Annotated in this window: 26 protein-coding genes; 20 read left to right on the top strand and 6 right to left on the bottom strand. The window is 63.3% G+C overall.

Going from position 1 to position 24246, the window contains the following annotated elements; translation table 11 throughout:
• Nucleotides 1–28 precede the first annotated feature (28 nt).
• The 6 genes from ACLMAJ_RS29915 to ACLMAJ_RS29890 all read left to right on the top strand — a co-directional run bounded on the left by ACLMAJ_RS29915 (nucleotide 29) and on the right by ACLMAJ_RS29890 (nucleotide 5010).
• Complete coding sequence (locus ACLMAJ_RS29915) at nucleotides 29–547, top strand: anthrone oxygenase family protein (protein WP_412017197.1); 519 nt, start codon at nucleotides 29–31, stop codon at nucleotides 545–547.
• Nucleotides 548–728: 181 nt separating this feature from the next.
• A complete protein-coding gene (locus ACLMAJ_RS29910) occupies nucleotides 729–1970 on the top strand; it encodes a DUF6745 domain-containing protein (RefSeq protein WP_412017196.1) in 1242 nt (413 codons plus the stop codon).
• An 18-nt stretch (nucleotides 1971–1988) separates the two neighbouring features.
• Complete coding sequence (locus ACLMAJ_RS29905) at nucleotides 1989–2447, top strand: hypothetical protein (RefSeq protein WP_412017195.1); 459 nt, start codon at nucleotides 1989–1991, stop codon at nucleotides 2445–2447.
• Between the two features lie 111 nt (nucleotides 2448–2558).
• A complete protein-coding gene (locus tag ACLMAJ_RS29900; RefSeq protein WP_412017194.1) occupies nucleotides 2559–3194 on the top strand; it encodes an MspA family porin in 636 nt (211 codons plus the stop codon).
• Nucleotides 3185–3526 (top strand): hypothetical protein, encoded by a 342-nt coding sequence (locus tag ACLMAJ_RS29895; protein ID WP_412017193.1) that lies wholly within the window; start codon nucleotides 3185–3187, stop codon nucleotides 3524–3526. Before ACLMAJ_RS29900 ends, ACLMAJ_RS29895 begins: the two co-directional genes overlap by 10 nt.
• Before the next feature lie 125 nt (nucleotides 3527–3651).
• Nucleotides 3652–5010 (top strand): DUF2252 domain-containing protein, encoded by a 1359-nt coding sequence (locus ACLMAJ_RS29890; RefSeq protein ID WP_412017192.1) that lies wholly within the window; start codon nucleotides 3652–3654, stop codon nucleotides 5008–5010.
• An 8-nt stretch (nucleotides 5011–5018) separates the two neighbouring features.
• Here the strand turns inward: ACLMAJ_RS29890 and ACLMAJ_RS29885 are convergent, their stop codons facing one another.
• The 3 genes from ACLMAJ_RS29885 to ACLMAJ_RS29875 form a co-directional block, all read right to left on the bottom strand.
• Nucleotides 5019–5699, bottom strand: coding sequence for a TetR/AcrR family transcriptional regulator (locus tag ACLMAJ_RS29885; RefSeq protein ID WP_412017191.1), 681 nt, complete (start codon nucleotides 5697–5699; stop codon nucleotides 5019–5021).
• Entirely contained in the window at nucleotides 5696–7951 is a 2256-nt protein-coding gene (locus ACLMAJ_RS29880; protein ID WP_412017190.1) for an MMPL family transporter, read from the bottom strand. Before ACLMAJ_RS29880 ends, ACLMAJ_RS29885 begins: the two co-directional genes overlap by 4 nt.
• Nucleotides 7952–8128: 177 nt before the next feature.
• Nucleotides 8129–8752 carry a LysE/ArgO family amino acid transporter gene (locus ACLMAJ_RS29875; protein ID WP_412017189.1) on the bottom strand — a complete coding sequence of 208 codons (624 nt, stop codon included), beginning with the start codon at nucleotides 8750–8752 and terminating at the stop codon, nucleotides 8129–8131.
• 71 nt (nucleotides 8753–8823) lie between these two features.
• On the opposite strand from ACLMAJ_RS29875, the gene ACLMAJ_RS29870 reads away from it, so the two are divergent.
• Nucleotides 8824–9732, top strand: coding sequence for a LysR family transcriptional regulator ArgP (locus ACLMAJ_RS29870; protein WP_412017188.1), 909 nt, complete (start codon nucleotides 8824–8826; stop codon nucleotides 9730–9732).
• 122 nt (nucleotides 9733–9854) lie between these two features.
• Here ACLMAJ_RS29870 and ACLMAJ_RS29865 read toward each other — a convergent pair whose 3' ends face one another.
• Both ACLMAJ_RS29865 and ACLMAJ_RS29860 read right to left on the bottom strand, forming a co-directional pair.
• Nucleotides 9855–10610 carry an N-acetylmuramoyl-L-alanine amidase gene (locus tag ACLMAJ_RS29865; protein WP_412017298.1) on the bottom strand — a complete coding sequence of 252 codons (756 nt, stop codon included), beginning with the start codon at nucleotides 10608–10610 and terminating at the stop codon, nucleotides 9855–9857.
• Nucleotides 10611–10872: 262 nt separating this feature from the next.
• Nucleotides 10873–11073, bottom strand: coding sequence for a hypothetical protein (locus tag ACLMAJ_RS29860; protein ID WP_412017187.1), 201 nt, complete (start codon nucleotides 11071–11073; stop codon nucleotides 10873–10875).
• 1102 nt (nucleotides 11074–12175) lie between these two features.
• Here ACLMAJ_RS29860 and ACLMAJ_RS29855 point away from each other — a divergent pair.
• From ACLMAJ_RS29855 to ACLMAJ_RS29810, 10 genes are all read left to right on the top strand, one after another.
• A complete protein-coding gene (locus ACLMAJ_RS29855; protein WP_412017186.1) occupies nucleotides 12176–12580 on the top strand; it encodes a spore-associated protein A in 405 nt (134 codons plus the stop codon).
• 81 nt (nucleotides 12581–12661) lie between these two features.
• Nucleotides 12662–13573 (top strand): NAD-dependent epimerase/dehydratase family protein, encoded by a 912-nt coding sequence (locus ACLMAJ_RS29850; RefSeq protein ID WP_412017185.1) that lies wholly within the window; start codon nucleotides 12662–12664, stop codon nucleotides 13571–13573.
• Between the two features lie 60 nt (nucleotides 13574–13633).
• Nucleotides 13634–13816: a hypothetical protein gene (locus ACLMAJ_RS29845; protein WP_412017184.1), complete on the top strand. Its 183-nt coding sequence runs from the start codon at nucleotides 13634–13636 to the stop codon at nucleotides 13814–13816.
• Between the two features lie 723 nt (nucleotides 13817–14539).
• Nucleotides 14540–14695: a hypothetical protein gene (locus ACLMAJ_RS29840; protein ID WP_412017183.1), complete on the top strand. Its 156-nt coding sequence runs from the start codon at nucleotides 14540–14542 to the stop codon at nucleotides 14693–14695.
• A 41-nt stretch (nucleotides 14696–14736) separates the two neighbouring features.
• The gene (locus tag ACLMAJ_RS29835) at nucleotides 14737–15315 is read left to right on the top strand and encodes a hypothetical protein (RefSeq protein ID WP_412017182.1); all 579 of its coding nucleotides are present in this window, start codon (nucleotides 14737–14739) and stop codon (nucleotides 15313–15315) included.
• Between the two features lie 219 nt (nucleotides 15316–15534).
• Entirely contained in the window at nucleotides 15535–15873 is a 339-nt protein-coding gene (locus ACLMAJ_RS29830) for an ESX-1 secretion-associated protein (protein WP_412017181.1), read from the top strand.
• Nucleotides 15870–16169 (top strand): WXG100 family type VII secretion target, encoded by a 300-nt coding sequence (locus tag ACLMAJ_RS29825; RefSeq protein WP_412017180.1) that lies wholly within the window; start codon nucleotides 15870–15872, stop codon nucleotides 16167–16169. The genes ACLMAJ_RS29830 and ACLMAJ_RS29825 overlap by 4 nt, the downstream gene beginning before the upstream one ends.
• Before the next feature lie 6 nt (nucleotides 16170–16175).
• A complete protein-coding gene (locus tag ACLMAJ_RS29820) occupies nucleotides 16176–17522 on the top strand; it encodes a hypothetical protein (protein ID WP_412017179.1) in 1347 nt (448 codons plus the stop codon).
• A gap of 20 nt (nucleotides 17523–17542) precedes the next feature.
• Nucleotides 17543–17992, top strand: coding sequence for a hypothetical protein (locus ACLMAJ_RS29815; protein ID WP_412017178.1), 450 nt, complete (start codon nucleotides 17543–17545; stop codon nucleotides 17990–17992).
• A gap of 130 nt (nucleotides 17993–18122) precedes the next feature.
• On the top strand, nucleotides 18123–18557 hold the full coding sequence (locus tag ACLMAJ_RS29810; protein WP_412017177.1) for a hypothetical protein: 435 nt from the start codon (nucleotides 18123–18125) through the stop codon (nucleotides 18555–18557).
• A gap of 247 nt (nucleotides 18558–18804) precedes the next feature.
• Here ACLMAJ_RS29810 and ACLMAJ_RS29805 read toward each other — a convergent pair whose 3' ends face one another.
• The gene (locus ACLMAJ_RS29805) at nucleotides 18805–19308 is read right to left on the bottom strand and encodes a hypothetical protein (protein ID WP_412017176.1); all 504 of its coding nucleotides are present in this window, start codon (nucleotides 19306–19308) and stop codon (nucleotides 18805–18807) included.
• A gap of 880 nt (nucleotides 19309–20188) precedes the next feature.
• Between ACLMAJ_RS29805 and ACLMAJ_RS29800 the strand changes: the two genes are divergently transcribed.
• The 3 genes from ACLMAJ_RS29800 to ACLMAJ_RS29790 are packed head-to-tail and all read left to right on the top strand — an operon-like array spanning nucleotide 20189 to nucleotide 24243.
• Nucleotides 20189–21028 (top strand): hypothetical protein, encoded by an 840-nt coding sequence (locus ACLMAJ_RS29800; RefSeq protein ID WP_412017175.1) that lies wholly within the window; start codon nucleotides 20189–20191, stop codon nucleotides 21026–21028.
• 3 nt (nucleotides 21029–21031) lie between these two features.
• Nucleotides 21032–22351: a ParB N-terminal domain-containing protein gene (locus tag ACLMAJ_RS29795; RefSeq protein WP_412017174.1), complete on the top strand. Its 1320-nt coding sequence runs from the start codon at nucleotides 21032–21034 to the stop codon at nucleotides 22349–22351.
• A gap of 35 nt (nucleotides 22352–22386) precedes the next feature.
• Nucleotides 22387–24243 (top strand): DEAD/DEAH box helicase, encoded by a 1857-nt coding sequence (locus tag ACLMAJ_RS29790; protein ID WP_412017173.1) that lies wholly within the window; start codon nucleotides 22387–22389, stop codon nucleotides 24241–24243.
• The last annotated feature ends 3 nt before the right edge of the window (nucleotides 24244–24246 follow it).

Below are 24246 nucleotides of genomic sequence, written 5' to 3'. Positions count from 1 at the left end.
TTATGGAACTCGAAGAATGGATGTCGCCATGCTCCCTGCCACCGAAACCATCGAGAGCCCCCTTCGAAATCCGACAGTGCTCCGCCTCGCCCGCCTCGCCGGGCTGCTGTTCGGCGGTATCTTCGCGGGATTCCTGGTCGCGGTGCTGGTATTGGAACTCTCGATGCGCGACGTCGACGGCATCGTCTACACCCAGATGCGGCACATCGAGCTGGTCGGTCTCGATGTGCTCGCCACGGTGACGCTGCTGCCCACGCTCGTAGCCACCGCGATCGTCATCGCGATCACCTTCCGAAACAAGGGGTTCGCCCGATGGTTGCCCATCGTGGCGTTCGCCCTGCTCGCCGGTGTACTAATCCTCACCGTGATCGTCAACTTGCCGATCAACGCCGATCAACGCGATTGGATCGTGTCGATGCCACCCACCGACTGGGCAAGCGTCCGCGACCGCTGGCAGATCTCCCATGCGGTGCGAACCGTCGCCGCCGTCCTAGCCTTCGGCGCGCTGTGCCTGGCCGCGATACCCGGCAGATCAGCAAAGCCTTGAGTGATACGCCTGTCTTACAAGCAGTTTCGGCCACTGATCGGGACCACCACATTCCTGGTCAGAGGCCGTTGCGCGGACAACACCGCATCGGGCGCACGCCGAGCGACAGTTGCGCGACCGCCGCACCCGTGCCACCATCGGTAACCATGACCACAGGAAAGGCTGACACCACCACCATCAGGTGAGCGCCGTGTCCACTCTGCCCGCGGCGCAACGCCGCACATCCTTCCTCGGTAGCACAATCCCACCATCCGAACACATCGTCTCGGCAATCAGCCTGCGTGACGAATGGGTTCGGCACGGGCTTTGCACCGAACCCTCCGATCGACCCACCACGGAAGCCGCCGTTACCGAGCTGTATCGGTTGGTCGGCGCGCCAGAACCCGAATTCGTATGGGTCCCTTCACCTTCCGCAGCACCACATGCGGCAGCGGAACTCGGACTCGACCCCGAATCGTGGTGGCCACGGGCAGCGCACCGGCTGCCACCCTCGGGTCGGATCGCGGCCTTGCTATCCGCATCGCGATATCGCATGGACGCACGCATCGGGCCGGGGCACGATCCCTGGAGAGATCAGCTCCGCATGGCGCAAATCCGAATCCAGTCGGCCGAGGCATTGGCGCGCAACGGGGCACGCATCGAGGTGATTCTCGATGTGGCGGTGCGTAATTCACTGCGGACCACGCTGTTCGACGGTGTCGCGACGGCCGTGCGCACGCTGGTGCCACACGCCGCGCGCGACGCGCTGGGCATACCTTGGTACGGCCAGCAGGAAGCCCATCGCATCGGTTACTACGACGCATTCCGGCGTGCAGGCATTGCCGCCTTCCGCCACGACGATCTGGCATTGCTCGATGTGCAATCCGCGCTGGCACAGTCGACCGGATGGTGGTGGGCCCTCGGCCAGGTATGTGTCATGGCGGAGCGGCCCACCACCTTGCACACCGAACCGACCCCGAACAGCCGCCACAACGAACAAAGACTCCACCAATCCGACGGGCCCGCCCTCGGTTTCCTCGACGGCACAGAGGTCTTCGTGCACCACGGGACCATCGTCCCCGAGTGGGTTGTGCTCGACCCGACCGCCGAACGCATCGGCAACGAACGCAATATCGAGATCCGCCGCTGCGCCATCGAGCGACTCGGCTGGGACGCCTACCTCGACCAGGCCCAGCTCACACTCGTCGGCGAGGCCGATGATCCCGGCAATCCCGGCTCGGCGCTGCAACTCTACGATTCGCCATCGGAGTGGGGCCGCGGCAGTCGAGTGTTGCTCGCGGTGAACGGCTCGGTCGAGCGCGACGGCCAACGCCGCCGCTACGGGCTCGATGTCCCGTATTGGATCGACAACCCGGTGGATGCCGCCGGATGGACCTATGGACTGAGCGGCGCGCAGTACGCGCAGCTCGTCCGCCGAACCTGACTTCTCCCAAGGTGATTCATGACTTCTTCATCGACCGCTACCCGCACCCTCGCCGATCTCACCGCCCGCACCGGGTTGGAAGTGCTCGACCATCTCGAGCGCGAACTGACCACCCCTGTCACCGATGGCATCCAGGCCCAAGGCGACCTGATCGTCATCCCCTTCGCGCTCGTCGAGCACGCCGTCACAGAGCTCAGCCACGGCCATTACTGGCACGATGTCCCCACCGGCGGACTGGAACTGCTGCGCAGCGCGGCGGGCGGTAATCCCCATGCACTGGTCGCCGACGATCGAACCTGCCGCTGGAACAGATTCATTCGCGACACCACCGGTTTAGCGATCGGCATGCTCGAGGCTTCGGCGTTCGCCTACCTCATTCACCCGGAGCACGGCGCCAGCGCGATAGCACCGGGCCGCTACGTGATCCGTCGCCAACGCGAACACGGACGGGGACAGAACCATTTGGTTGCCGATTAACCGCCGCCACGGCAGCGAATACCAGGCAATGGGTCAGCCGTCCGATACTGAGTTGCGGAGCCGAGCCCGTACTATGACGTCCGACTGTGACTAGCGCTAAGGATTCGATCATTGAAGGGCTCGACCATAGCGATGCTGAGCATCGCTGCGGCGGCGGCAGTCGGCATGACCGCCGCCACCGCGACCGCTGATCAACTGGCAGACAAATCCCGCTCTATCGGCACCGAAGACGGCTGGGATCTGCGGATAAGCAAGACCGCGGAAGACGTTCAGCACGTGCCCAATCTGGCCGCTACGCCTTTTTCCCGTGAGGGTTTCGTCAGCTTGTCGGCGGCGGCCGACATCAGCGGCGAAGGCAAGGCGGCGGTGAATTCAGGAACAGTACAGCTGGGGTATCAGATCGGCTGTCAGGCCGATGTGTCCAATGGTCTGTCCCTCGGACTTTCGGCGGCGATCGGCCCGAACGCGATGGTGACCGTGATCCCGCAACCCAGCGTCGCGGTCGGCGGCAGCGCGCTCGCGCTGCCGAGCATTTCGGCGACGATCAAGCCCGGCACCATCAGCAGCATCACGCTGGGGACGAAAACGCTTGGTGGACCGCACGGTTCGATTTCCGTCGACCAGGTGCAGATCAAGATCGATGCGTGTGCCGGTGCGGTCAGTCTGCGCTCGTTCGCGATCGTCTCGATATCCACAACCACCGCCGACAATTCGGTCGCGGTCTACGGGGATCCGATATGGCTGTGATCCGAATGCGTGGATGGCGCCGCTGGATCGCACCGGCGGGCGCGGCGGTATCCCTCGTCGCTGCCGCCGCGACCGCCTATGCGGAACCGATCGTCCCGGCCGCTCCGGCGGCGGGATGCGGCGAAACTCTGACCGCGACAACAGATCCCGCATGTGATGGCGCCGCGGCACGACCCGGGCGAGGGCCCGCCGTCGCGCCACCACCACTACCGATGTCGATACTGGCTCCACCGCCCGCAAGGCCCGCGCCGACCTCGAACACCCCTGCCGGCGCATTGGTTCCGCCCGCACCGGGTCCTGGCGGAAACACACCGATCGTTCCCGCCCGATAGTCTGCCCCGGGCAGGTCGCTCCATCGAGGTGCGTTCGGCCGACCGCACGCACATCACGGCGGTCCGACGCGCCAGCTGATTGCCGAATGGTTGCGGCAGCAGATCGGACGGGCGAGACTTAACGGATGTCGGACCCAACGATCGCGACGACCGCGCAGGCTGCTGCCGATATCGGGCGGGCGGCGCGGCAGCGGGTCCCCCGTTCCGCGCTCGGCAGCTGGGCGGCCGCCCACGACCGTGTCGACCCGATTTCGGTGCTCGAACAACAGGCCGCCACCCGGGTTCCGGAGCTCGTCCCCATTCGCTACGCCCGAATGGCGGCGGCACAGTTTCCCTTCCTGCGTGGTGCGCCCGCGATCATGGCCGCCGATCTGGCCTGCTCCCCGAATACCGGGCTGACCGTGCAGCTCTGCGGTGACGCGCACCTGTCCAATTTCGGGCTTTTCGCCTCGCCGGAACGCGCGCTGGTATTCGACCTCAACGACTTCGACGAGACCCTGCCCGGTCCCTTCGAGTGGGACGTCAAGCGGCTGGTCGCCAGTATCGCGGTGGCCGCGCGCGCCAACAGCGGCGACGATGCCGACGCGCGGCAATCCGCCGAGGCCGCCGCGCGCTCCTACCGCGAGTCCATGAACCGCCTCTCCGGACTCGACGAGCTCAGCGTCTGGTACGAGCAGGTCGATGCCGAGCAGGTGGCGGCGCTGGTGGCAAAGCCCAAGCACCGCAAGGGCGTCGAGAAGGCGCTCACCCAGGCCAAGTCGAATACCAGCCTCCAGGCCCTCGGCAAACTCACCGAGGCCGGGCCCGACGGCATTCCCCGTATCCGCAGTCGACCACCGCTGCTCACGCCGATCGAGAAGGTGGATTCGCTGGCGCTCGACCATGTGTTCGCCGATTACCGTCGGACACTTGCCGAGGAACGCCGGGTGCTGCTGGAACGACACCGGGTGCTGGATATAGCACGCAAGGTGGTCGGGGTCGGCAGCGTCGGTACCCGCTGCTTCATTGTGCTGCTCGCGGGCCAGCAGACCGGCAACCCGTTGTTCCTGCAGGTCAAGGAGGCAGAGCAATCGGTGCTCGCACCGCACACCAAGCGCAGCAGGTTCCGCCACCACGGGCACCGAGTCGTCAACGGGCAGCGGCTGATTCAGGCCTCCGGCGATATCTTTCTCGGCTGGGCCACCGGCCCCGACGGACGCAACTATTACCTGCGGCAGTTACGAGACATGAAGGGCTCCGCGGTCATCGATGACATGTCCCGCACCGCGTTGCGCCGGTACTCGGCCTTGTGTGGACATACCCTGGCGCGCGCCCACGCCCGTTCGGGCGATCGCATCGCCATCGCCGCCTATCTCGGTACCGGCGACGCTTTCGACCGTGCCATGGGCGAGTTCGCCCTCGCCTACGCCGATCAGACGATCGCCGACCATCGAGCCCTACTCGCCGCGATCGAGTCGGGGCGGGTGCCTGCGACCATAGACTGACGGCGTGATCAGCGATGCTGACGCTGTTGGACCACCCATCGGGTGAGCTCCTCCGGCGTCACGTCGGGGCCGAGGACGTTGTCGATCACCACACGACCAACGCAGGCCGCGCGCAGCACCCGGTCGGCGACCGCCTCCAGATCACCCCACGGCAGATACGGTTTCGCGATCAGCAGCGAGGCGATGCCATGCGCGCTCGACCACAGTTCCAGCACCACCGGAATCGGGTCACCCGGTTCCATCAGCCCCGCGGCCATGCACGCACTGACCGCGGCGGCGAAATGTGTGAAGGCGCCGCTGCCGAGCACCTGGTCGATCGCACCCGCGCTCTCGCCGGGAGCGGTGGCCAGCCGATACTGCTCGGGATGCTCGATGGCGAAGCGGACGTAGGCAAGCCCCTGCCTACGCAGGCGCTCCATCGGCGAGTCGTTCGGGTCGCCTGCGGCGCGCATCACCGCCTCCAGGTCCTCGAAGACCTGGGCGACCACGGCATCGATGAGTTGATCCTTGTCCGCGAAGTGCCGGTAGATCGAGGGCGCGCTGACGCCGACTATCTTGCTGACTTCGCGAATCGATACTGCCTCGACACTGCCGGTGCGCGCGAGCAATTCCTTGGCGGCGCTCAGGATTTCGGCACGCAACTCCTGCCCGGAGCCGCGTGCCGACCGCTGCCTGCGGGCAAAGGTCATCGGCGACCTGCCAGTGCGGGCTCGTCGGAATCGGAGACGGCGGACTCTTCGCTCAGCCCGATCTTGGCGTGCAGTCGGGCCAATGGCGCGGGCGCCCACCAGTTCGCCGTGCCCATCAGCCGCATGAGCGCGGGCGCGAGCAGGCCGCGGATCAGTGTCGCGTCCGCGAGGACTGTCAAAGTCAGACCAAGACCCATCATCTGGATGAACGATACCTTCGAGGTGACCATTGCGGCCATCACGATGGCCATCAACAGCGCTGCGGCGGTGAAGATTCGGCCGGTACGCGCGACGCCGATCGCCACCGCGCGCACGTTGTCGGCCGCGGTGCGGCCCGAAGCCAGCCATTCCTCACGGATACGCGAGAGCAGGAACACCTCGTAGTCCATGGACATACCGAAGGCGAGGCAGAACATCAGGATCGGCATCGTCGGCACCAGATACCCCGTCGCGGAGCTGCCGAGCAGACTCGACAGGTGCCCTTCCTGGAAGATCCAGACCATCGCCCCGAATGCGGCCGTCAGCGAAAGAGTGTTGAGGGCAAGCGCTTTCAGCGGAAGCAGCACACTTCCGGTGAACAGGAACAGCACGATGAAGGTGGCGAGCACGATCAGCGCACCGGCCAGCGGGAGCCGAGAGCCGAGCGCGCCGAGCGCATCGACATTGGTCGCCGCGGCACCACCGAAGAGCGCGGGGGCCGGACTCGGGACGGCGCGCAGCTGCGCCAATTGCGTCTTTCCGGCCGAGGTGAAGGGATCGACCGTCGTTGCGACAGTAAGGAATGCGCCGGTGTCGTTCAACATCGTCGGCGGGCCTACAGATACCTTCGCACCGCCGGAGTACACGCCGACCCCGGAGAGGACACCGGCCACGCCCGGCACCTTCGACAGTCCGGCGGCATAGTCACCGAGCGCGGCGGGGTTGCCGTGGTATCCGTCGAGCACGATCGTGGTGTTGGTGGCCGCATTGGCGCTGAAGTCGTTGCGCAGCGCATCGCCGACCTCGCGACTGGTCGCGGTCGCGTTGGCATTGAGCACTCGATCATCCGGATAGCCGAATTTCACCGAAAGGAACGGCGATCCGATCGCCAGTAACAGCACGATGATCGCGATGGCGACCGGTGCGGCATGCCGCATCACCCGGCTCACCGTCCGGTACCAGAACGTCTGCTCGGGTGCGAGATCGGCGCGTGGAGCCCGGCCGAGCAAGCGCCCCAACGGCTTACGGAGATCGGCCGCGTTCACCCGCTGTCCGAGCACCATCAATACGGCGGGCAGGATCAGGATCGAGGCCGCCGCTGCCGCGGCGACGACCGCGACTCCGGCGTAGGCAAAGGATTTCAGGAAGTACAGGTTGAACACACCGAGCGCGGCCACCGACAGCGCGACGGTCAGCGCCGAGTAGAGCACTGTGCGCCCCGCGGTTTGGACGGCACGGACCACCGCCGCTTCCACGTCCAAACCGTTCGCGAGCTCCTCGCGGTAGCGGCTCACGATGAACAGGCTGTAGTCGATCGCGAGGGCGAGCCCGAGTGCCGTCGTCATGTTCAGCGCGAAGATCGACACATCGGTGAACACCGTCAGCGTGCGCAGGATCGCCAGCGTGGTGAGGATCGCGAAGATGCCGACGGCCAGTGGCAGCAGCGCGGCGACCAGGCTGCCGAACACCAGCACGAGCACGATGAACGACAGCGGAATCGCCACACCCTCGGCGACGGCGAGATCGTGGGTGATCTGTTCGTTGACATCGTGATAGACCGAGCTCAGGCCGCCCTGATCGACGGTGACGCCATCGGTGGTCCCGGTGAGCTGCTCGGCGATTTCGCCCGCCACCTTCTGGGCCGCGGTCTCCTCGCCGGTGATGTAGCCGAGCACCAACGCGCTCTTGCTGTCCTTGCTGCGCAGCGCGGCGGCGAGCGGCTGCGGCACGTTCCAGTAGGACTGGACCCCGATCACGTCACCGCGAGCACGCAGGTTTTCGACCAGCCTGGCGCCCACGGCCCGCGCGGCCGGGCTGTCAGCGCCTTCTTCGCTACTGACCAGCAGGATGAGATTGGGTTCGGCTCCGCCGAAATTATCGGCGATCAGCCGCGATGTCCGCGTCGACTCGGCGTCGCTGGAGGTAAAGCCGCCAGTCTTCATATGCGAGGTCACCGAGGCGCCGAATATCCCGCAGAGCACCGCGAGCAGTGCCGCCGCGGCCAGTATCGTGCGCGGGTGCCGGGTGGCCAGATGTGCGATCCGAACGAGCATGAGCAACTCCCCTTGTTCGATTGCCCGTAGGTTTAACGCAGTTAGCGTAACGCCGTTACCTCAGCATGAACAGAACGAGCCCGCAACAATTCAGTGACCCATGTCACGGCCCGAGCACGATCGAGTTCTGCGACTGCACCGTGTCGGCGACTACCAGAAAATCGTTCGCTGCCCGGATCAACCGGTGAGTACCAGTCCCAAGGCCAGGCCGACCATTACCAGCGCGATGACCGAATCCAAGACTCGCCACGCCATAGGGCGGGCGAACATCGGGCCGAGCAGTCGGGCGCCGTAGCCGAGTGCGGTGAACCAGATGACGCTGCCGAGCATCGCGCCGACGCCGAGGAACCAGCGGTCCGGGGCGGCGTAGGTGCTGGCGAAGGAACCGAGCAGGACCACGGTGTCCAGGTAGACGTGTGGGTTCAGCCAGGTCAGCGCCAGACAGGTGGCGACGGTGGCGCCGAGCGCTACTGAAGCGCCGGTGGTTGCCGCGTTGAGTGCCCCTGCCGAGAATGCCCGGCGCGCGGCGATCGCCGCATAGCCAGCCAGGAAAGCCGCACCCGCGTAGCGCGCGATGACCACCACCGCGGGCACCGAGGTGACGACCATCCCGAAACCGCCGATACCAGCGGCGATCAGCACCACATCCGATACAGCGCACACCGCGACGACCGCGAACACATGCTCACCGCGCAGCCCCTGTCGCAGCACGAACGCATTCTGCGCACCGATCGCCACGATCAGCGATAGCCCGAAACCGAGTCCAGAAATGGCTGCGAGAGCAGCGGATGAAGCCGTCACATCCACCGACGTTAGGCGCGGGAAATAGACAAGACCAGCTAAAGATTTTCATGTACCTTTACGATTTCTTAATGGACCTACAACTCGATCAGCTCCGGGCACTCAACGCGGCGGTCACCGAAGGCACCTTCGACGCTGCCGCGCGCAGCCTGCGGGTCACGCCCTCGGCGATCAGCCAGCGCATCAAGGCGCTCGAGGATGCGGCGGGACGGATCCTGCTACAGCGCACCAAACCCGTACGCGCCACCGAGTCCGGGCTCGCGGTGCTGCGGCTGGCCAGGCAGATCGAACTGCTCGCCGGGGATACATCTCAGGAGTTGGGTGGCACCGCCCAGGATGCCGGTGACTCCGGCCGCTCCACCGGCCGACCCGTCCGGGTACCCATCGCGGTCAACGCCGATTCGCTGGAGAGCTGGGTCATGCCCGCCTTGGCCAGAGTTCCGTCCGGGGTGTGCTTCGAGATCCACCGCGAGGACGAGGAACACACCACCCGACTGCTCCGCGATGGCACGGTCATGGCCGCGATCACCTCCACCGCCGCGCCCGTGCAGGGTTGCAAGGTCGACAAGCTCGGCGCCATGCGATACCGGCCGATGGCGAGTCCGGAGTTCGCCGAGACCTGGTTCGGCGGCGGAGCCACCACCAAGGCTTACGCGGCGGCCCCTGTCGTGCTGTTCGATCGCAAAGACGACCTTCAAGACAGGCAGCTACGACGGCGGAGTCGGCAACCGATCGACCCGCCGCGCCATTACTTTCCGTCGTCGGCCGGTTTCGCCGAGGCGGTCCGGCTCGGGCTCGGGTGGGGGATGCTCCCCGACTTGCAAGTCAGCGGCGACGAGGCTGCGGGGCGCTTGGTGGCGATCGATGGGGATGCCTTTATCGATGTGCCGTTGTACTGGCAACAGTGGCGGCTGGACTCTCCCGCACTCAGCGGCATAGCCGTGGCGATCGCCGCTGCCGCTGCCGGGGCGTTGCGCTGATCGGTACCGTCGATGGGCCGTACTGAGATCGGTTGTGAGTCAGTATGATTCAGCTCCGCGCGGCGTTTTCCGATCAGCTCGGCGCTATCCCATCAGCATGGCGCCAACCGATCAGACCGGCGCTAACCGAGGTAGGTGGTAATCGCCGCGGCGATGGCGTCGGCGAGTTTCGCTCGCCCGTCGGGTGACTCGAGCAGGGCGGCGTCGCCGGGGTCGCGCATGTTTCCGCATTCCACCAGCGCCACCGGACGTTCCGAGAAGTTGAGACCGGCCAGGTCTCCGCGAGGGTTCAGACCCTCGGCGCCGACATAGGTCGAGGGGGCGAAACCGGACCCGACCATGGTGTCGCGCAACGTCGTTGCCAGCCGAACCGACGGCTCACCCTGGGCTGGGTTCAGCGGCGGCGAGGAGTAGGCGACGTGAAATCCGTGCGCGCCAGGGGCAGCGCCATCTGCGTGAATAGATACGACAGCCGCCGCGCCACTACGGTTTCCGATGGCGGCACGCTCGTCGATACACGGCCCGACACCGGCATCGTCGTCACGAGTCATCACGACACGAATACCACGGACGATGAGCGCATCACGCACCAATGTCGCTACATCCCAGTTGAACTCATGCTCGGCGTACCCGTCGCTCGCCGACGTCCCGGTCGTGTTGCACGGCTTGGTCCTACCCCGCCCGTCCTGCACCAGCTGACCGATCACTTCGGGATGCGCGCCATTGCCGCCGTTGTGGCCCGGATCCAGCACGACGACGCGATCGTCGGCGATGGGAACCGCCGACGCCGACCCGGTCGACGACACCGGCTCAGCACTGGAGGTCCGCCTGCTCTGTTGTGAACCGGCCGAACCATGCGCACATCCGCAGAGCAGCATGCCCCACGCACAGACTCCCGCGGTTACCTTCCAGTATCGATGACCCACGACCCAACAGTGCCACAGAACGAATCGCAGAGCCATCCGCCCCTCGGCCGGTTCAACCATCAGATCTTGCTGGTCAGAGCCCGTCCAGGCGGTCCATGACGGACTTGCCGCCGCAGCCTGGCGCGGCTTGCCGAAAGCGGCGGGTCGAGTTCGGCCCACCACCTCGACACCTGACGCCACACACGCGCGGCGATCAGCCTCACCGACGTCAGCCTCAGACGGAGGTAGTGTCGGCGACCGAACCGGCGATCAGCTGAATACGCTGACGCGCAACTAATTCGGTCATCTCGGCGAGCGATTCGGATAGATTGGGCCGCAGCTGCGCTCGGGCCCCAGCGATGGCCGCGTTGATAACGCCGGGCGAGACCCCGGGGAATTCCAGCGCGAGTCGCTGCGCGGACGTACGATCCCGCATCACCCAATCATCCAATATCTCAACCAATCCCCCGCCTCACTCGAGCCCAGTAGCCGCGATGCGATCCTGAAAACACCCATTACATATCCAATCCCATACCATGATGATCTGCGGTCGGATTCAATCTGATCCACCGGGGTCCGGGGTGGGAGAACAAGAGCATTCGGAGTAGTCGATCACTCCGGTCAGTGCGTTGGCGAACACAGTACGACACCGCAAAACGCAGGAAAAATCCCCTCCGGCGTGTCCGCGCTCCCACGCCGAAACCCGCTCGGGCGCTGAGACTTAGAACGACCCTACGGGCGCGAGATCGACATCGGCCGGGGGTCGCAGGCGACGCGGCATCCCATCGGGGGTGGCATCCCCACAAACTACTTGCAACGACCTCGCTTGGACATACTGCGTCGCCGACACGCCACCGCGACTATGCGGTCGCCACCGCTGTCCGCCACCCAGAAATGATCACCACCGACACCAGCGGCAGCACGCGCCACTGCATCTATCGAGCCGTGAAAGTCACCGTGCCCGATCCGACTCAGCACCATCTCCACAGTCCCCACCGGCTCATAACCCGCGAGGTCGGCCCGACTGATTTCGATGGCCATCGTCCGCCGCATCTGCCCACACCCCTGACTCGTCGATCTCGTATGCCAGGGTAACGCCGGTCCATCATTCTCGACACCCGCGCCAACGAGGTCACTGTGGGCTCGGCCACCCCGCACACGACCAATCAATCACCGAGACAGCTGAGGCCGGGCACTATCCACAACTCACCCACCCGGCCCAGCTCGTTCGACACCTCGCATAGGCTTTGTAAACCTGTCTGCGGATAATCCTGCGACGCAACACCACTCGCGACTTCGATCGCGAACGCGATTGGCTAGTAGGCGGCGTCGGTCCGACCCGACCACACTTCGGAACAGGGCTTCTGTGAACGCCTCGGCCAGAACAGGGTTCCCAAATCTGAGAGGCCGAGAATACGCGATCGTCAATTGCCGCCGTAGGTTCGGCGCGGCAGCAGCAATGGTGCCCGCGTTTGGGTGCCGAGCACGCGGGGTAAAGCCGAAAGCTAGATGTCACATGAAAGAGGAAAGGTTATACATTGATCAACGCCAAAAAGTCGATCGCCGTCTGCGCGGCCGCAATCGGGATCACTGCTGGGGTGGCGGTATTCCTCCCGGCCACCGCGTCCGCGGCAACATATGCCGGCCAATGCGGCGACGGCTTCAAGGTGATCGACTCACATGAACTGAAGGGCGGCACGGTCTTTCTTACCTACAACGGTAGGACCAACTGCGTGGTCACCGTGCGGGACAAGTCGGGCGCCCCGATATCGATGGGCGCCGCTGTGCGGCAGTCGAAGGACCACTCCCAGGTGGTCGTGAACGACGACCGCGTATTTACCGACTTCGCTTATGCGAAGGTCGAGGCGGAAGACAAGTGCATCGACTGGGGAGGCCGCATCAAGGACGACCTCTGGGAGGAATTCGGAGTGCACTGCGGGTGACTGAGCCTCGATCCGCCGACGGCTTTGCGGCCGTGCGGTAGCAACGGGCCCTGGCTTCTGCCCCGGTGAGAGGATGAGAGTGTGCGCGTGCTTGTCACTGGGGCAGCTGGCTATATCGGACGGGCGGTTGTCGCGGCGCTGCATGCGGCCGGTCATCGCCCGGTTGCGATGGTCCATACCCGCGGTTCAGCGATTCCCTGGGCCGAGGACATCCGTGCCGCTGATCTGCTCGACCAGGACGGGCTTCGACGAGCCGTAGTCGGCGTCGATGCTGTTTGCCATCTCGCCGGACTCGGCCGGGCCCGCGAATCAGTGGCCGACCCGCTCCGATACTTACGCGTGAACACCGTTGGCACGATCGCGTTGCTCGATGCGATGGCTGCTGCTGATGTACCCAGAATTGTTCTTGCCTCAACGGCGTCCATATACGGAACCTCTGACCGCCAGCCGATGACCGAACAGCTCGCAGACGCACCACCGCACCCGTATGCGAGCAGCAAGCTTGCCGCCGAACTGGCTGTTGAGGCGCAAACCCACGGCGGCGCGCTCTCTGCCGTCATAGTCAGGTTGCTGAACGTCGCCGGCGGCATCGACCCGGACCCGACGCGGCTGGTGCCTCGGGTGCTCGCGGCGGCCGCGAAGCAGTCTCCACTAGGAGTGAACGGGGATGGTTCGGCGGTTCGCGACTATCTGCACATTGCCGACGCGGCCAGCGCCTTTGTCGCCTGCATAGAGCACTTCCCGACTACGGGTGTGGTGCAGCGGTACAACATCGGCAGCGGGCACGGGAATAGCGTCCTCGATGTCGTGGCCGCCGCCGAACGCGTGACAGGCCATCGCATTACGTTAGAGCACCGACCACCGGCTAATGAGCCCGCCTTCCTGGTTAGTAATCCGTCAAAGGCGCTCACCGAAATCAATTGGTCACCAAGGCATTCGAACATCGACGAAATTGTTCGCGACACATGGGTCGCTGGCTGCGCGGTTCCGTGAAAGTTGGATCAGGCGGACTCGCTGATATCAGCCGAGCCGTCGCGATCGCATCGGCGTCTGATGAGGAGTTATCGGCCCGGATATGCCGCAGGTGTCGATCATTCACGGCAGGTGCGCCGTGGGTTCGGTGTAGGGGCGATCAACACCGACATACTCATCGGCACCAAAGATTCCACCTCGTGGATCACCGCCGAACACGGCTACATCGACGGGGCCATCGAACCGGCGCACACCCGTCTGTAGATCCGGCGCGCTGCACCTGTTCCGGGACAAGCCGCCGGTCGAGCCGAGCCCAACCCAAATGCGGTGTGCCCGATGTGATCCTCCCGAACCGATCACCTTATCCGAATACATCGGAGAATTTGCCGTCTGCCACTACCTGCAGGCGATAGACGTGGCAATTGCATTCACGCTGATCGGGATCATCGACAGTCGGTTGGCTCATCCTTATTATCGTCTCCGCGATCCACGGACGATTCGGAACGAACTATCGGTGGCGTCGCGGCTTTATTTCCGCTGACTTTCGACGGAAAGAGCACCGTCAGGGACAGTACGACGCAGGATCGCCTCCCACCGTATACCGACCGAGAATGTTGACACTTGTGTTTGCTCAAATCGATGTAACCATGCACCGGCACTCGCATCGGGGGCACCTATCCCGTCGACCGGCGATGGTCCAGGCACGGCTCGTTACGTGGGAGGGCTCGCTGACCTGTTCGCACTGATTCCGAATTGCCTTGGCCAGCACCATTTCTACTCGCATCGCGCGATCGGTGGCGCTTTGCGAGCAGTTCAGATGAAGGAACTTCTCGAGCATGTGGTTGAAGGAGCTCCTCGAAGGTGTGAACGCCGCCATAGAGGGTGCGGCCAGAGCTGCCGAGCTACCTCTCAGAGAGACCGGCGGGAAGCTTAAGGGCGTCAGCGATATCGTTGACAGGGACCACGAAACAAGAAGGGAGATCCAAAATGTCGGATCCGGTACCGGAGTTGACCTCAGTCGAACGCCAAGAATTCTGGCGGACAATGGGGTGGAGTCCCGAACTTCCCCAACAGGACCGTCGCCTGATCGAGGAGAGGTGGACCGACGAGGCAATCCACATGGCGAAGTTCTACGGGTTCTAAATTTTGGTGACCGCGAAATCCAGCCCATCGCAAGGCACACATTGCCGGAGGACTACTCCGAATTTCTACGAAAACATGGGCGGAGCACACCCGATGTCTACGAATTGGCCCCGGCCGATGCCGACTACTTTCAGGCGCAAATGCAAGCGCTGAAAGACAGCAGCCGGTATTCGGCCTCGGTGAATGTACACAGCCTCGACGAGTATCGGAACATGCGGTTGTTCGTCACCGACGACGGCAAGGCCGGTGGCGCGCTGCGGGGCGATGAACTCATGTCGCTCTGGGCTCACAAGGACGGCAACTACCCACACGTCTCCAGTGCACTCCTCGGAGTGCGAGTGTCGCAGGGCGGCCGGATCCTCAACTGCTTCGACACCGTCCTGCCCGACCTGTACTCCTTCTGCGGATTCACACCCACCGCCCGCCTTCCCTGGGACGACCGTTTCGCTCCGGAGGGTTGGGACCATGACACCTACCGCAAGTACAACGAGGGCCGACCCGACGTCGTCTTCATGACCTACGATCCTGAGGCTCTCGGGTCGAGATACATACCGGGAAGCGGTCGGGTTGTCGACAGCTACGACGCCGGGGTCACGGCGGCTCGCGAAGCATTCGGGTGAGTCAGCGAACGACCACCCGCTGGTAGACCCCGTCTGATTCCACACGTGGACATCCGTTTTCGCCACTACGAAGTACTGCTCATACCTACCAGCACCCGCCAAGCGCACCGAGGACTTCGCCGCGAACACTGCCACCTGGATCATCCCCGGACTGAGCACGACCTGGCAGCATCACTGCTTCATGAACCTCAGCTGATGGAACCGGTTAAGCTTCTCGTCATGAGTGATGGGGGGACTCCAGCCTCTGGACAGAACCTCTCGGTGGTACCCGAGAAGGTGCGCGAGGTCGGGAAGTACGTCTACGAATTGGCTGAGGCATTGCGATCGGCATTGGACTCCGCGGCCAAGGATGTCGCTTCGCTGACCGATGGCAGCTGGACCGGTGACGCGGCTGCCGAGTTCTCCGAGGGGTGGACCGAAGTCCGTGACGGTGGCTCCCAGATCATGACCGCCCTGACCGGTATGGCGGAAAAGTTGGGTGTCACCGCTGACACCTACCAGGCCCGCGATGAGAGCAACGCCGCGGTATTGAACTCTTCGAGTTTGGATCTGCCGTGAGTTCCCGGTTTTCGGTCGATCTGGACCATCTCGATGAGATCGTGGCCCGCCTGTCGGGTTTGGCCGGGTTCGTCAGGGAGCATCTCGATGAGATCGATGACCGGGTAGCCACTTTGACCGGAAGCGGTTGGGAAGGTGTTGCCGCCCAGGCATATACCGAGGCCCACGCTCAATGGGCGTCTGGGGCAAGGGAATTCGTCGAGGGTGTGAAGGATGTCAGCGACGCGGCCAAGGCAGCCCACACGCGTTACACCACCGCCGTCGACACGAATTACAAGATGTTCTCCGGGGGATAGAACAATATGGGTGTACTGGTCATCGACTGGCAGACTTACTACGACGCCGCCAAGAAATGCCACGCCCTGGCCACTGATCTTCGTGCCGCGGACAAACCGGTCCACGATGCGGTCAAGGGTGAGTGCGCGGGCATGGCCGGCGACACGGCGGGCTGCGAGCAGTGGGGCAAGACTTATGACCGCGTCGCTGGGGAAACGATGCAGACCTGCACGAATCTGGCCGACGCTCTCACCAACATGGGGTACATGCTCTCCGCCGCCGGATACAACTGGGCGCTGAGCAACAACTCCGACCCGATGCCCGACCGCCCTACCGTGACCGTGATGTCGGAGTACAAGGTGTCGATCCCGACATCGGTCGGCAAGAACGGTGACGGTATCGAAAGCGGCGGCGGTATTCCCGGCTTCTACGACGCCCTGGTCGAGAAGATCCAGGACGAGTTCGGAAGCAAACTACCCAACGGCAATAAAGACAAGCTCGGCAAGGCTGCGTCCACCTGGAAAACCTTCGCCGACCACACCACCGTCAAAGGCGCTGCCGGTCGGATCACCGAGATCAGCAACCTGTTCAACGACATTCAGGACAAGAAGGGCCTTGATCCCCTCCTCGGGCATTTGACCACCCTCAACGGTGGCGCCACTCATCTCGCCGCCGCGTCGGTCGATCTCGCCTTGCCCGTCGGCGAGTACCACACCGCCACTGTCGAGGTCCGCGACAAGTTCAAATCAGCGGTCACCAACGCACTGATAGCGGCCGGGACGACTGTCGTCGTCGGAGTCGCGGCCTCATGGATCACCGCCGCTCTCAGCGACGTCGCCGCCGGTATCGGCGTCGTAGCTATCGCTGGCAACACCGCGAGGGTCCTCAAAAACACCTACGACGCCAGCAAACTCATCAAAATAATCGGCACCGCGGCAGCGGTGGCGGGCGCGGCAGCTTTCACGGTCACCGCGTTCGACAAGGTCCCCACCTTCACTGATGCCGCGAAACTCATCGCGATCATCGGCATGAAGGTGTTCATCGATGATGACAACCCTTCGACGCCAGCAGTTCTTGGTGGAAACGATCCGGTCACGCAAGAAATTGCGAAAAAGATCGCCGACCATGCGAATGGTCGAGCACAGCAGGGAGATGGATCCCATTATGTGGAAGGGGTCGCTCCCAAGGATCTGGCTGAATACGTTCGAAAAGTACTCGACGGCGAGGTTCAAACCGAGGAGAGATATCTGGACAATGGGCGGGTGGCATATTTGGATCCAGAAAAGGGTGCCGTTATTATCGAAGACAATGGCAAGGGAACGGTATTGACGCCTAAGGATGGGCGCGAGTACTTCGACCACGACTTGGAATAGATGGAAAGGATCCTATTACGATGCCCGAATCAGTCGGTGCATATCGCCGGGAGTATGATGTGACGGCGGAAAATTTCAAGGTGATTCGACAGCTGACATTAGAACTGGCGAACCTTCCACAGGAACCTTTGGTTCGGCTAGGTTGGAGTCCGAAGTATGGGGACTTTCTGAAGAGATTTGCCCGATCAGTACCCTCCAAGACAACGTCGCCGACCCGTGTCCGGATCATCATCATCAACGAGGAATTTGATGACCCCTACGGACCGAATGGGTCCGAGACTGCGACCGGCGGGGTTGATTCGGCTGGCGATGTTGTGAGGTACATGCCCATCTCTGTCGCTGAATTATGGCCTGATCTATTGACAGCCGCTTTCGAGGCCCTTGGTGGTGAAGAGGCCCGGTTCCGCACAGGATTTTATCCAGATGCGATCAACGAGGCCCTAGCTGCGATTTCTGGAATTAAGTCTTAAATATTGAGCTCATGCTCGCGAGTCGCCTAGCTATGACCGGTGGTACGGCCTTAAATCCCATCCCTATTGAGCAATGGCGAAAGACTGCTATGCGCGATAGCTCTGAAGCTACAATCAATAAGGTAGGGGAATGAATTCTGGCGATTTTATTGCTCGATTGAAGCGGTACGGAGACCTGGAGTGGTATCGCCATGCGGGCGGTATCGATGATGGCGGCGTTCCCGTGCCGCCGCTTGTTGTCTGGCGCTTTCCTGAACCGCGGCCGACTCGTGTTGCTGAACTGTTGCACCAAGCCGCGTTCGCTGACGATCGAGAGATCGATTGGTTGTTCGACACTACGAGGCGAAACTGGGTGCTCGTACCTTCACAAGTAATGGCCGAGAAGGAACGACGCGGGCTGGCGACCGAAGCACAAGCTGTGGATCTTTTAGTTAGGGCTGATCGAGAGTTTTGTCAGCGTTCGGTACGTGATTTCGAGAGAATCATCGGAGTGTTGGATCGATATTCCGGTGTCATCGACCGAGTTCGGCCGTCGCAGTCCGCGAGCGTAACGACGACAAGATGATAAAGGCCGATAGTTCGGATACGGGCAGTGGCATCTGAACCTGCTGCCCGTATTGGTATGTATGCGAAAACGAAGCCCCCATCGCGTCGGACGTCACCTGCCACGCTCTGGGCACCCTCACCCGCGCGGCGACTCGGTCACAGATACCCGAAACATCCGGGCGATTTCGTCACTCATAAACCTCATAGCCGCCTCGTGCACACCTTTCTGCTCCAACCCTGAAATTCGTCACGCCATGTCCCGGCCATCATGCCCGACTGCGCGAGCCTTGCGCAGGTCTGCGGCTGGTGTGACCATTCCCGAGTACCGCCGGGCGGACGCCGACACTGTTTTCACCGATGATGCGGAAGTCCACTCGCCGCGAATCCAAGTTCGCGGCATCGACAAGGCCGTCGACTACATAGGACGGGCTGAGGTCGAACAAATACCCAGAATTCGGCCCATGGTGGCGAAAAATGAACGGATTACCGCCGCGATGATAGTGATTGATGTCGAGGGACACGGACTCGCCGCCATTGACGAGGACGCCACGGACGCGGCGTATCCGGCGGCGCGGATGCTTACTGCAACTAGTCCTGCGTCGCAACGCGGCGGATACGAGAATGTGCGCATCCTGGTCGAGGTGCAACGCCGCCTCGGCGGTATCGCGCCGCGTGCGCTGCTCGGGGCGGAGTTCGTCGCGGGAACCGGCCCCACCACAGACTTTGAGGTAGGAGTCGCAGCGTTCGGAATGCTCGATGCTGACGGGCAACCGACGTGCCACAGTCGGCTATGGCGGCACCCCTTCACGGCAGGCCTGCCAACGGATCTCGCCGATTCAGTTCTGACTGGTCTCACCGCGACCGACATCGAGCTCCCTGCCGGCGTGCTCCGCCTCGACCGCGCGGGGTTCGACATGGTGAATTCCGCAGAGCCAATCCTCGCCCAAGCCGCGTCCCTACTGTGTATCGCCATCGCGGCGAGGCTATTCGGTCAAGACTCCGTGCCTGCTCTGCGAGCCGCGATTCAGCGCTGGTAGGCCGCCAGACGATCTGGTGCCCCAGTTATGTAGTGGGGCAGGCGATTTCATTCCTGCCCCGCCGTGCGGCGGATGCGACACAGGCACGCGGCGAGAAGTGGCTCAGACGACCGCGACAGGCGTGTGGGTGGCATGGCTGCGAATGCGCGCCGCGAGCTCGCCGAGCACTCGAATTCTCGTGCCCAGCATTCCCGTCCACACAACCTACGTCGCTTCCCGAGATCATGCGGAGGGCCGACGACCGAACTCGTACCATCGGTTGTACCTAGCGGTGCGCTGCCTTGGTGTGCGGTGTCGAGCCTTCGGCGATGGAAGGTCCGGCATTAGGACTGGCCGTGCATCTTCGCGTCGCCTGTGGTCCGAGCGGAAGAGGGCAACGAAGGTCGCGAGGCCGGCGAATCAGTAAGGCCTCATAGAGAACTGACGGGTCGGAATCATGCCGCACCCCCGCCGGTACCCTGAGCGATCAAAGCTGGGTCTCAACGGATTTAGATGATGTGAGTGATACAAATGATGGGCTACCCAGGCGGAGGACTCGGCCCAGCGCCGACGCACGAGGTGCTCGGCAGAACCGGCCGCACGTGGATATCCGACCAAACGGAGGGGGATGGGTATGGGCGCTGAGGAAGCCGCCCCGTGTCGACACGCGGGCGCACCGCCAACGGCCGTCGTCGACAGCGTTTCTCGCCTGATCACTGACCTGTCGTCCGAGGAGAACCTCCTCGGACGGTATGGACTCACGTCCCAGGAGTATCGCGAGGCGCTGCCGGCTGCCATCGAGGGGATCCGCGGCAGCATGAGCGCCAGCGTCGGCGACAGACGACTTTTCCTAGGCACGCTCTTTGAAGGAATGCTGGCGAACGGACACATCGTCGGTCTCGAAAAACCGACCTACGGTGACGACACTGTTTACCGGTTGACTACCAAAGAGCACGGCGACGTCGCCGTCATCCAAAAGGGTTGCCCCGACGGTGCCCACAGCGTCCGCTGGTCAGTGCCTGACTGGGCGCAGGAGACGTATCTATGGTGGCTGTGCGACAGCATGCGGTACGAACCCGGAGAGCACATCTCGAAAGGCGTGAATCGCCTGCGCCAGCGCTTCTTCGGCGAGCTCCCCGGAACCGTCGACGGCGTGATCTTCCACAACCAGCTCTGCGGACGCGGGCAACGCCCCTGCCCGAAGGCCGCCAACTCAGCGGCCTTCGGCGGGATCGAGGCACCGCCGCCCTGCGTCTACGTCATGCCGGACCGTGAGGTCAGCGCGGACGAGTGGAACTGGAACGGCACCCAGCAGCGGTTCTTTCCGACCATCCTGCTCGGGGCCTTCGGGATACCCGAGGAGAAGGCGCAGTCCTTTACCGGCCACATCGGTTTTCAGCGCCGTGCGAGCACATTGCGCACCACAATCACCTCCCGCTACGGCGGCATCCGAGTCACGACCTCCAGGAGCTGATCGATGCCCCTCCCTGCTCTCGCCCCGGACCGCGCTGCGCTCCTCGCCGCCCGAGAGAAGAAGAACCCTGTCACTCTTCCCGCCTGGCCGCGGGAGGACAGGGACATGCCGCAGGTCGAGTTGGAGGTCACCTGGATCCGCTTCTCCACGCTCAACGGCCGGACCCGCGCCGAGCAGCTCCGCATGGTCAAGACCACCAGCCGCCCTGATCTCTTCAGCTCCGATCCACTGGGCCCCGACGCGCAGAAGGCCCAGTACGAGATCCTTCGCAGCCAGGACGGGTTCGAGGCGCTCAAGGCCGATCTGCGTGAACGCGGCCAGCAGGAGCCGGCCATTATCACCGCCGACGGAATCCTCATCAATGGCAATCGACGCTCAGCCGCGATGCGGTCGCTATTCGAAGACGGCTTTCTGAAGACCAAATACGTGAAGTGCCTGGTCCTACCCTCTGACGCGACTGCAGACGAGCTGGAGGATCTCGAAACCGAACTGCAGGTGGCGCGAGATTTCAAAGAGGGCTACTCCTGGATCAACACGGCACTCAGGATCGAGAAGCACTACAACCGAGAGGGGAAGAACTGGGACCGTGTCGCGGCCCGCACGCACCGCAAGCCGAGCGATGTTCGCGATCTGTACGAGAAGTTGCAGCAGGTTCACCAGCTGGTAGCACTGTCCGAGGGTGCACGTGACCATCTGAGCTTCACAGGAAACGAGTCGGCCTTCGACGAGCTGGCGGCGTTCATCCGCAACAAGCCGACCCAGGAGGCCGACGCTGTGAAGGCGGTCTACTTCCTCGGAACGCTCGCGGGAACCGAGTACCGGAAGCTGCGCAACCTCCGCCGCGCCGACGCCGCCGAGCTAGTCCGGGAGGAGCTAGAGAAAGAGCCAACGCTTCGACCTTTGTTGGAAACGGCCGACGCTCAGACTTCGAATGGATCGTCGGACGTCGACGACGACCTCGATGATGTGCTGGGCGAGACGGTGCCCGCCTCACCTCTGCACAGCCTTCTGGGGTTCGTCGCGACAAAGCGTCCCGAAGCGAACCTGACGCTTGTCGACGGCGAGAAGGTGAGCGTGCACGATCTGCTCAGCAGCTTGAAGAGCTCGATAACTGCTGCGGCCGATGAGGCGGAGGAGCAGGGCCGGGACAAGAGCGCACTCTCATCGCCGATCAAGCGAGTGAACAAAGCGATCGAAGAACTCCAGAGAGCGGTCGCCGCACTGCCCAAAGCCCGAGCCTTCCCCGAGTGGGACGAGTCGAGCCTCACAGAAGGTATCGCCAAGATTGAGGAGCTCCTGAAGGCGCTCAAGGAGACTCGTTGATATTCGCGGAGCTGTATCGAGCCGGTCGCCCGCTCGTGATCGTCGAGCGTCGGGATGACGCGAACGACGGGGCCTGGGCTCGACTGCAGGAAGCGCTCTCTCGCGGCATCGTCGGCGGATCGACTGACCGGACCGACGTGCGCGCCGATGTGTTCCTGGCCGAGCTCGCCGCCGTTCGCGAAGTGCGGGATCTGTTCGGCCAGAAGATCCAGCTGGGTCCGACACTCACTGACCAACTGCGGTCTCTCGCTCAAGATCGGAAAGCTCGAGAGAAGGTGTTCACAGAACCGGTTTGGGCACCGACGGACGACCTCGAAGCCGAGCTGCGCAGCGCCGGTTTCAAGCGCGTGCTCAAGGCGTTTCAGCTCGAGAATCTTGCCACTATTCTGAGACTCCCGCACGGGGCGGACTTCTCCGTGCCCGGAGCGGGCAAAACTACAGTCGCTCTCGCCAACTTCACCCTCAACCGTGCGAGAGGCCGAGTAGAGCAGATGCTGGTCGTCGCTCCGATCGCAGCCTTCCAGGCATGGAAAGAGGACTCTGTAGAGTGCCTGTCGTCTGCTCCCTCGATTGCGATACACACAGGCAATGCATCGCTCATCCAGGACGATCTCGACATCCTGCTGACCAACTACAACCGTGTGGCGTCTGACTACGACCGGATCAGAGAGTTCGTCGACCTGCGACCGACTCATGTGATTCTCGACGAAGCGCACCGGATCAAGCGAGGTGAGGAGGGGGTTCACGGCCGCGCTGTACTCGACCTCGCCTATGCCGCACGGCGACGGGACGTCCTCACCGGAACCCCTGCTCCGCAGGGAGCTTTCGACCTCATCGCGCCGATCAGATTCCTGTATCCCGGGCAGGATCAGCAGATCCTTCCGGCCAGCGCATACTTCGAGCGCTCCGGCCGCGACCAGGATGTACTCCTCGAGACCGGCGCTGCCATCTCACGCTATTTCGTCCGAACGCCCAAGTCCCGACTCGAACTGCCGCCGACGAACTTCGACGTGGTCACCGCGCCTATGCGGCCGATTCAACAGGCGATCTACGACGCGCTTCTCGGACAGTACCGAGGAGCATTCGCACTGGACCGCGATACACGGCGTCAGTTCGGCCGAATCGGTCGCGTGATGATGTACCTTCTCGAGGCCGCCACGAATCCAATGCTGCTGGTCGCTGGTTCGGACGAGCACGACCTGCAGGAGTTCACGCATCCGCCGGTGGAACTGCGAGGCGACGAGCACCTCGCCCACTTGCTTCAGCGGTATCGCGAACACGAGATCCCTTGGAAGTATGACAAAGTCGCAGAAATCGTCGCGAAAGCGGCGAGCGAAAAAGAGAAGGTGATCGTCTGGTCGACGTTCGTTCGCAACCTGCGCATACTGGCGCCGCATCTCAAGGACTACCATCCAGCCGTCGTCCACGGCGGAGTCCCGCCGGCCGACGGTGCCGCGCCGGGGGTCCTGACGCGAGACGACGAGCTTGATCGATTCCGCAATGACCCCGATTGCACCGTCCTACTGGCCAATCCAGCGGCGTGCGGCGAAGGCGTGAGCCTCCACCACTGGTGTCACCACGCTATCTACATCGACCGCACCTTCAACGCAGGTCACTATCTTCAGAGCCAGGACCGAATTCATCGTCTAGGGCTTCGGGACGGCGTGCTCACTAGATATACTTTGCTGATCAGCGGCGGAACTATCGACGAGCTCGTAGACGGACGTCTCCGCGAGAAGATCGTGGCGCTGGCGCAGTTGATGGACGACCCCGGGCTCGTCCAAGTTGCGCTGCCGGAGACGGACGCGGGAACAAGCGAACCGCCGGTCGCGATCGACGACGCCGAGGTGTTGACGGCGTACCTTCAAGCCGCAGACGGAAATGCTACCTAGACA

Source organism: Nocardia arseniciresistens, from assembly GCF_046764875.1.
In the GTDB taxonomy this organism is placed as follows: domain Bacteria; phylum Actinomycetota; class Actinomycetes; order Mycobacteriales; family Mycobacteriaceae; genus Nocardia; species Nocardia arseniciresistens.
This window is presented reverse-complemented; position numbering and strand designations above follow the sequence as displayed.

Excerpts from the sequence above, each read along its gene's own strand:
- ACLMAJ_RS29915 (WP_412017197.1), top strand. The coding sequence starts at position 29 with ATGCTCCCTGCCACCGAAACCATCGAGAGCCCCCTTCGAAATCCGACA.
- ACLMAJ_RS29905 (WP_412017195.1), top strand. The coding sequence starts at position 1,989 with ATGACTTCTTCATCGACCGCTACCCGCACCCTCGCCGATCTCACCGCC.
- ACLMAJ_RS29895 (WP_412017193.1), top strand. The coding sequence starts at position 3,185 with ATGGCTGTGATCCGAATGCGTGGATGGCGCCGCTGGATCGCACCGGCG.
- ACLMAJ_RS29890 (WP_412017192.1), top strand. The coding sequence starts at position 3,652 with ATGTCGGACCCAACGATCGCGACGACCGCGCAGGCTGCTGCCGATATC.
- ACLMAJ_RS29885 (WP_412017191.1), bottom strand. The coding sequence starts at position 5,699 with ATGACCTTTGCCCGCAGGCAGCGGTCGGCACGCGGCTCCGGGCAGGAG.
- ACLMAJ_RS29880 (WP_412017190.1), bottom strand. The coding sequence starts at position 7,951 with ATGCTCGTTCGGATCGCACATCTGGCCACCCGGCACCCGCGCACGATA.
- ACLMAJ_RS29870 (WP_412017188.1), top strand. The coding sequence starts at position 8,824 with ATGGACCTACAACTCGATCAGCTCCGGGCACTCAACGCGGCGGTCACC.
- ACLMAJ_RS29865 (WP_412017298.1), bottom strand. The coding sequence starts at position 10,610 with ATGCTGCTCTGCGGATGTGCGCATGGTTCGGCCGGTTCACAACAGAGC.
- ACLMAJ_RS29860 (WP_412017187.1), bottom strand. The coding sequence starts at position 11,073 with ATGCGGGATCGTACGTCCGCGCAGCGACTCGCGCTGGAATTCCCCGGG.
- ACLMAJ_RS29845 (WP_412017184.1), top strand. The coding sequence starts at position 13,634 with ATGAGGAGTTATCGGCCCGGATATGCCGCAGGTGTCGATCATTCACGG.
- ACLMAJ_RS29840 (WP_412017183.1), top strand. The coding sequence starts at position 14,540 with ATGTCGGATCCGGTACCGGAGTTGACCTCAGTCGAACGCCAAGAATTC.
- ACLMAJ_RS29830 (WP_412017181.1), top strand. The coding sequence starts at position 15,535 with ATGAGTGATGGGGGGACTCCAGCCTCTGGACAGAACCTCTCGGTGGTA.
- ACLMAJ_RS29820 (WP_412017179.1), top strand. The coding sequence starts at position 16,176 with ATGGGTGTACTGGTCATCGACTGGCAGACTTACTACGACGCCGCCAAG.
- ACLMAJ_RS29815 (WP_412017178.1), top strand. The coding sequence starts at position 17,543 with ATGCCCGAATCAGTCGGTGCATATCGCCGGGAGTATGATGTGACGGCG.
- ACLMAJ_RS29810 (WP_412017177.1), top strand. The coding sequence starts at position 18,123 with ATGAATTCTGGCGATTTTATTGCTCGATTGAAGCGGTACGGAGACCTG.
- ACLMAJ_RS29800 (WP_412017175.1), top strand. The coding sequence starts at position 20,189 with ATGGGCGCTGAGGAAGCCGCCCCGTGTCGACACGCGGGCGCACCGCCA.
- ACLMAJ_RS29795 (WP_412017174.1), top strand. The coding sequence starts at position 21,032 with ATGCCCCTCCCTGCTCTCGCCCCGGACCGCGCTGCGCTCCTCGCCGCC.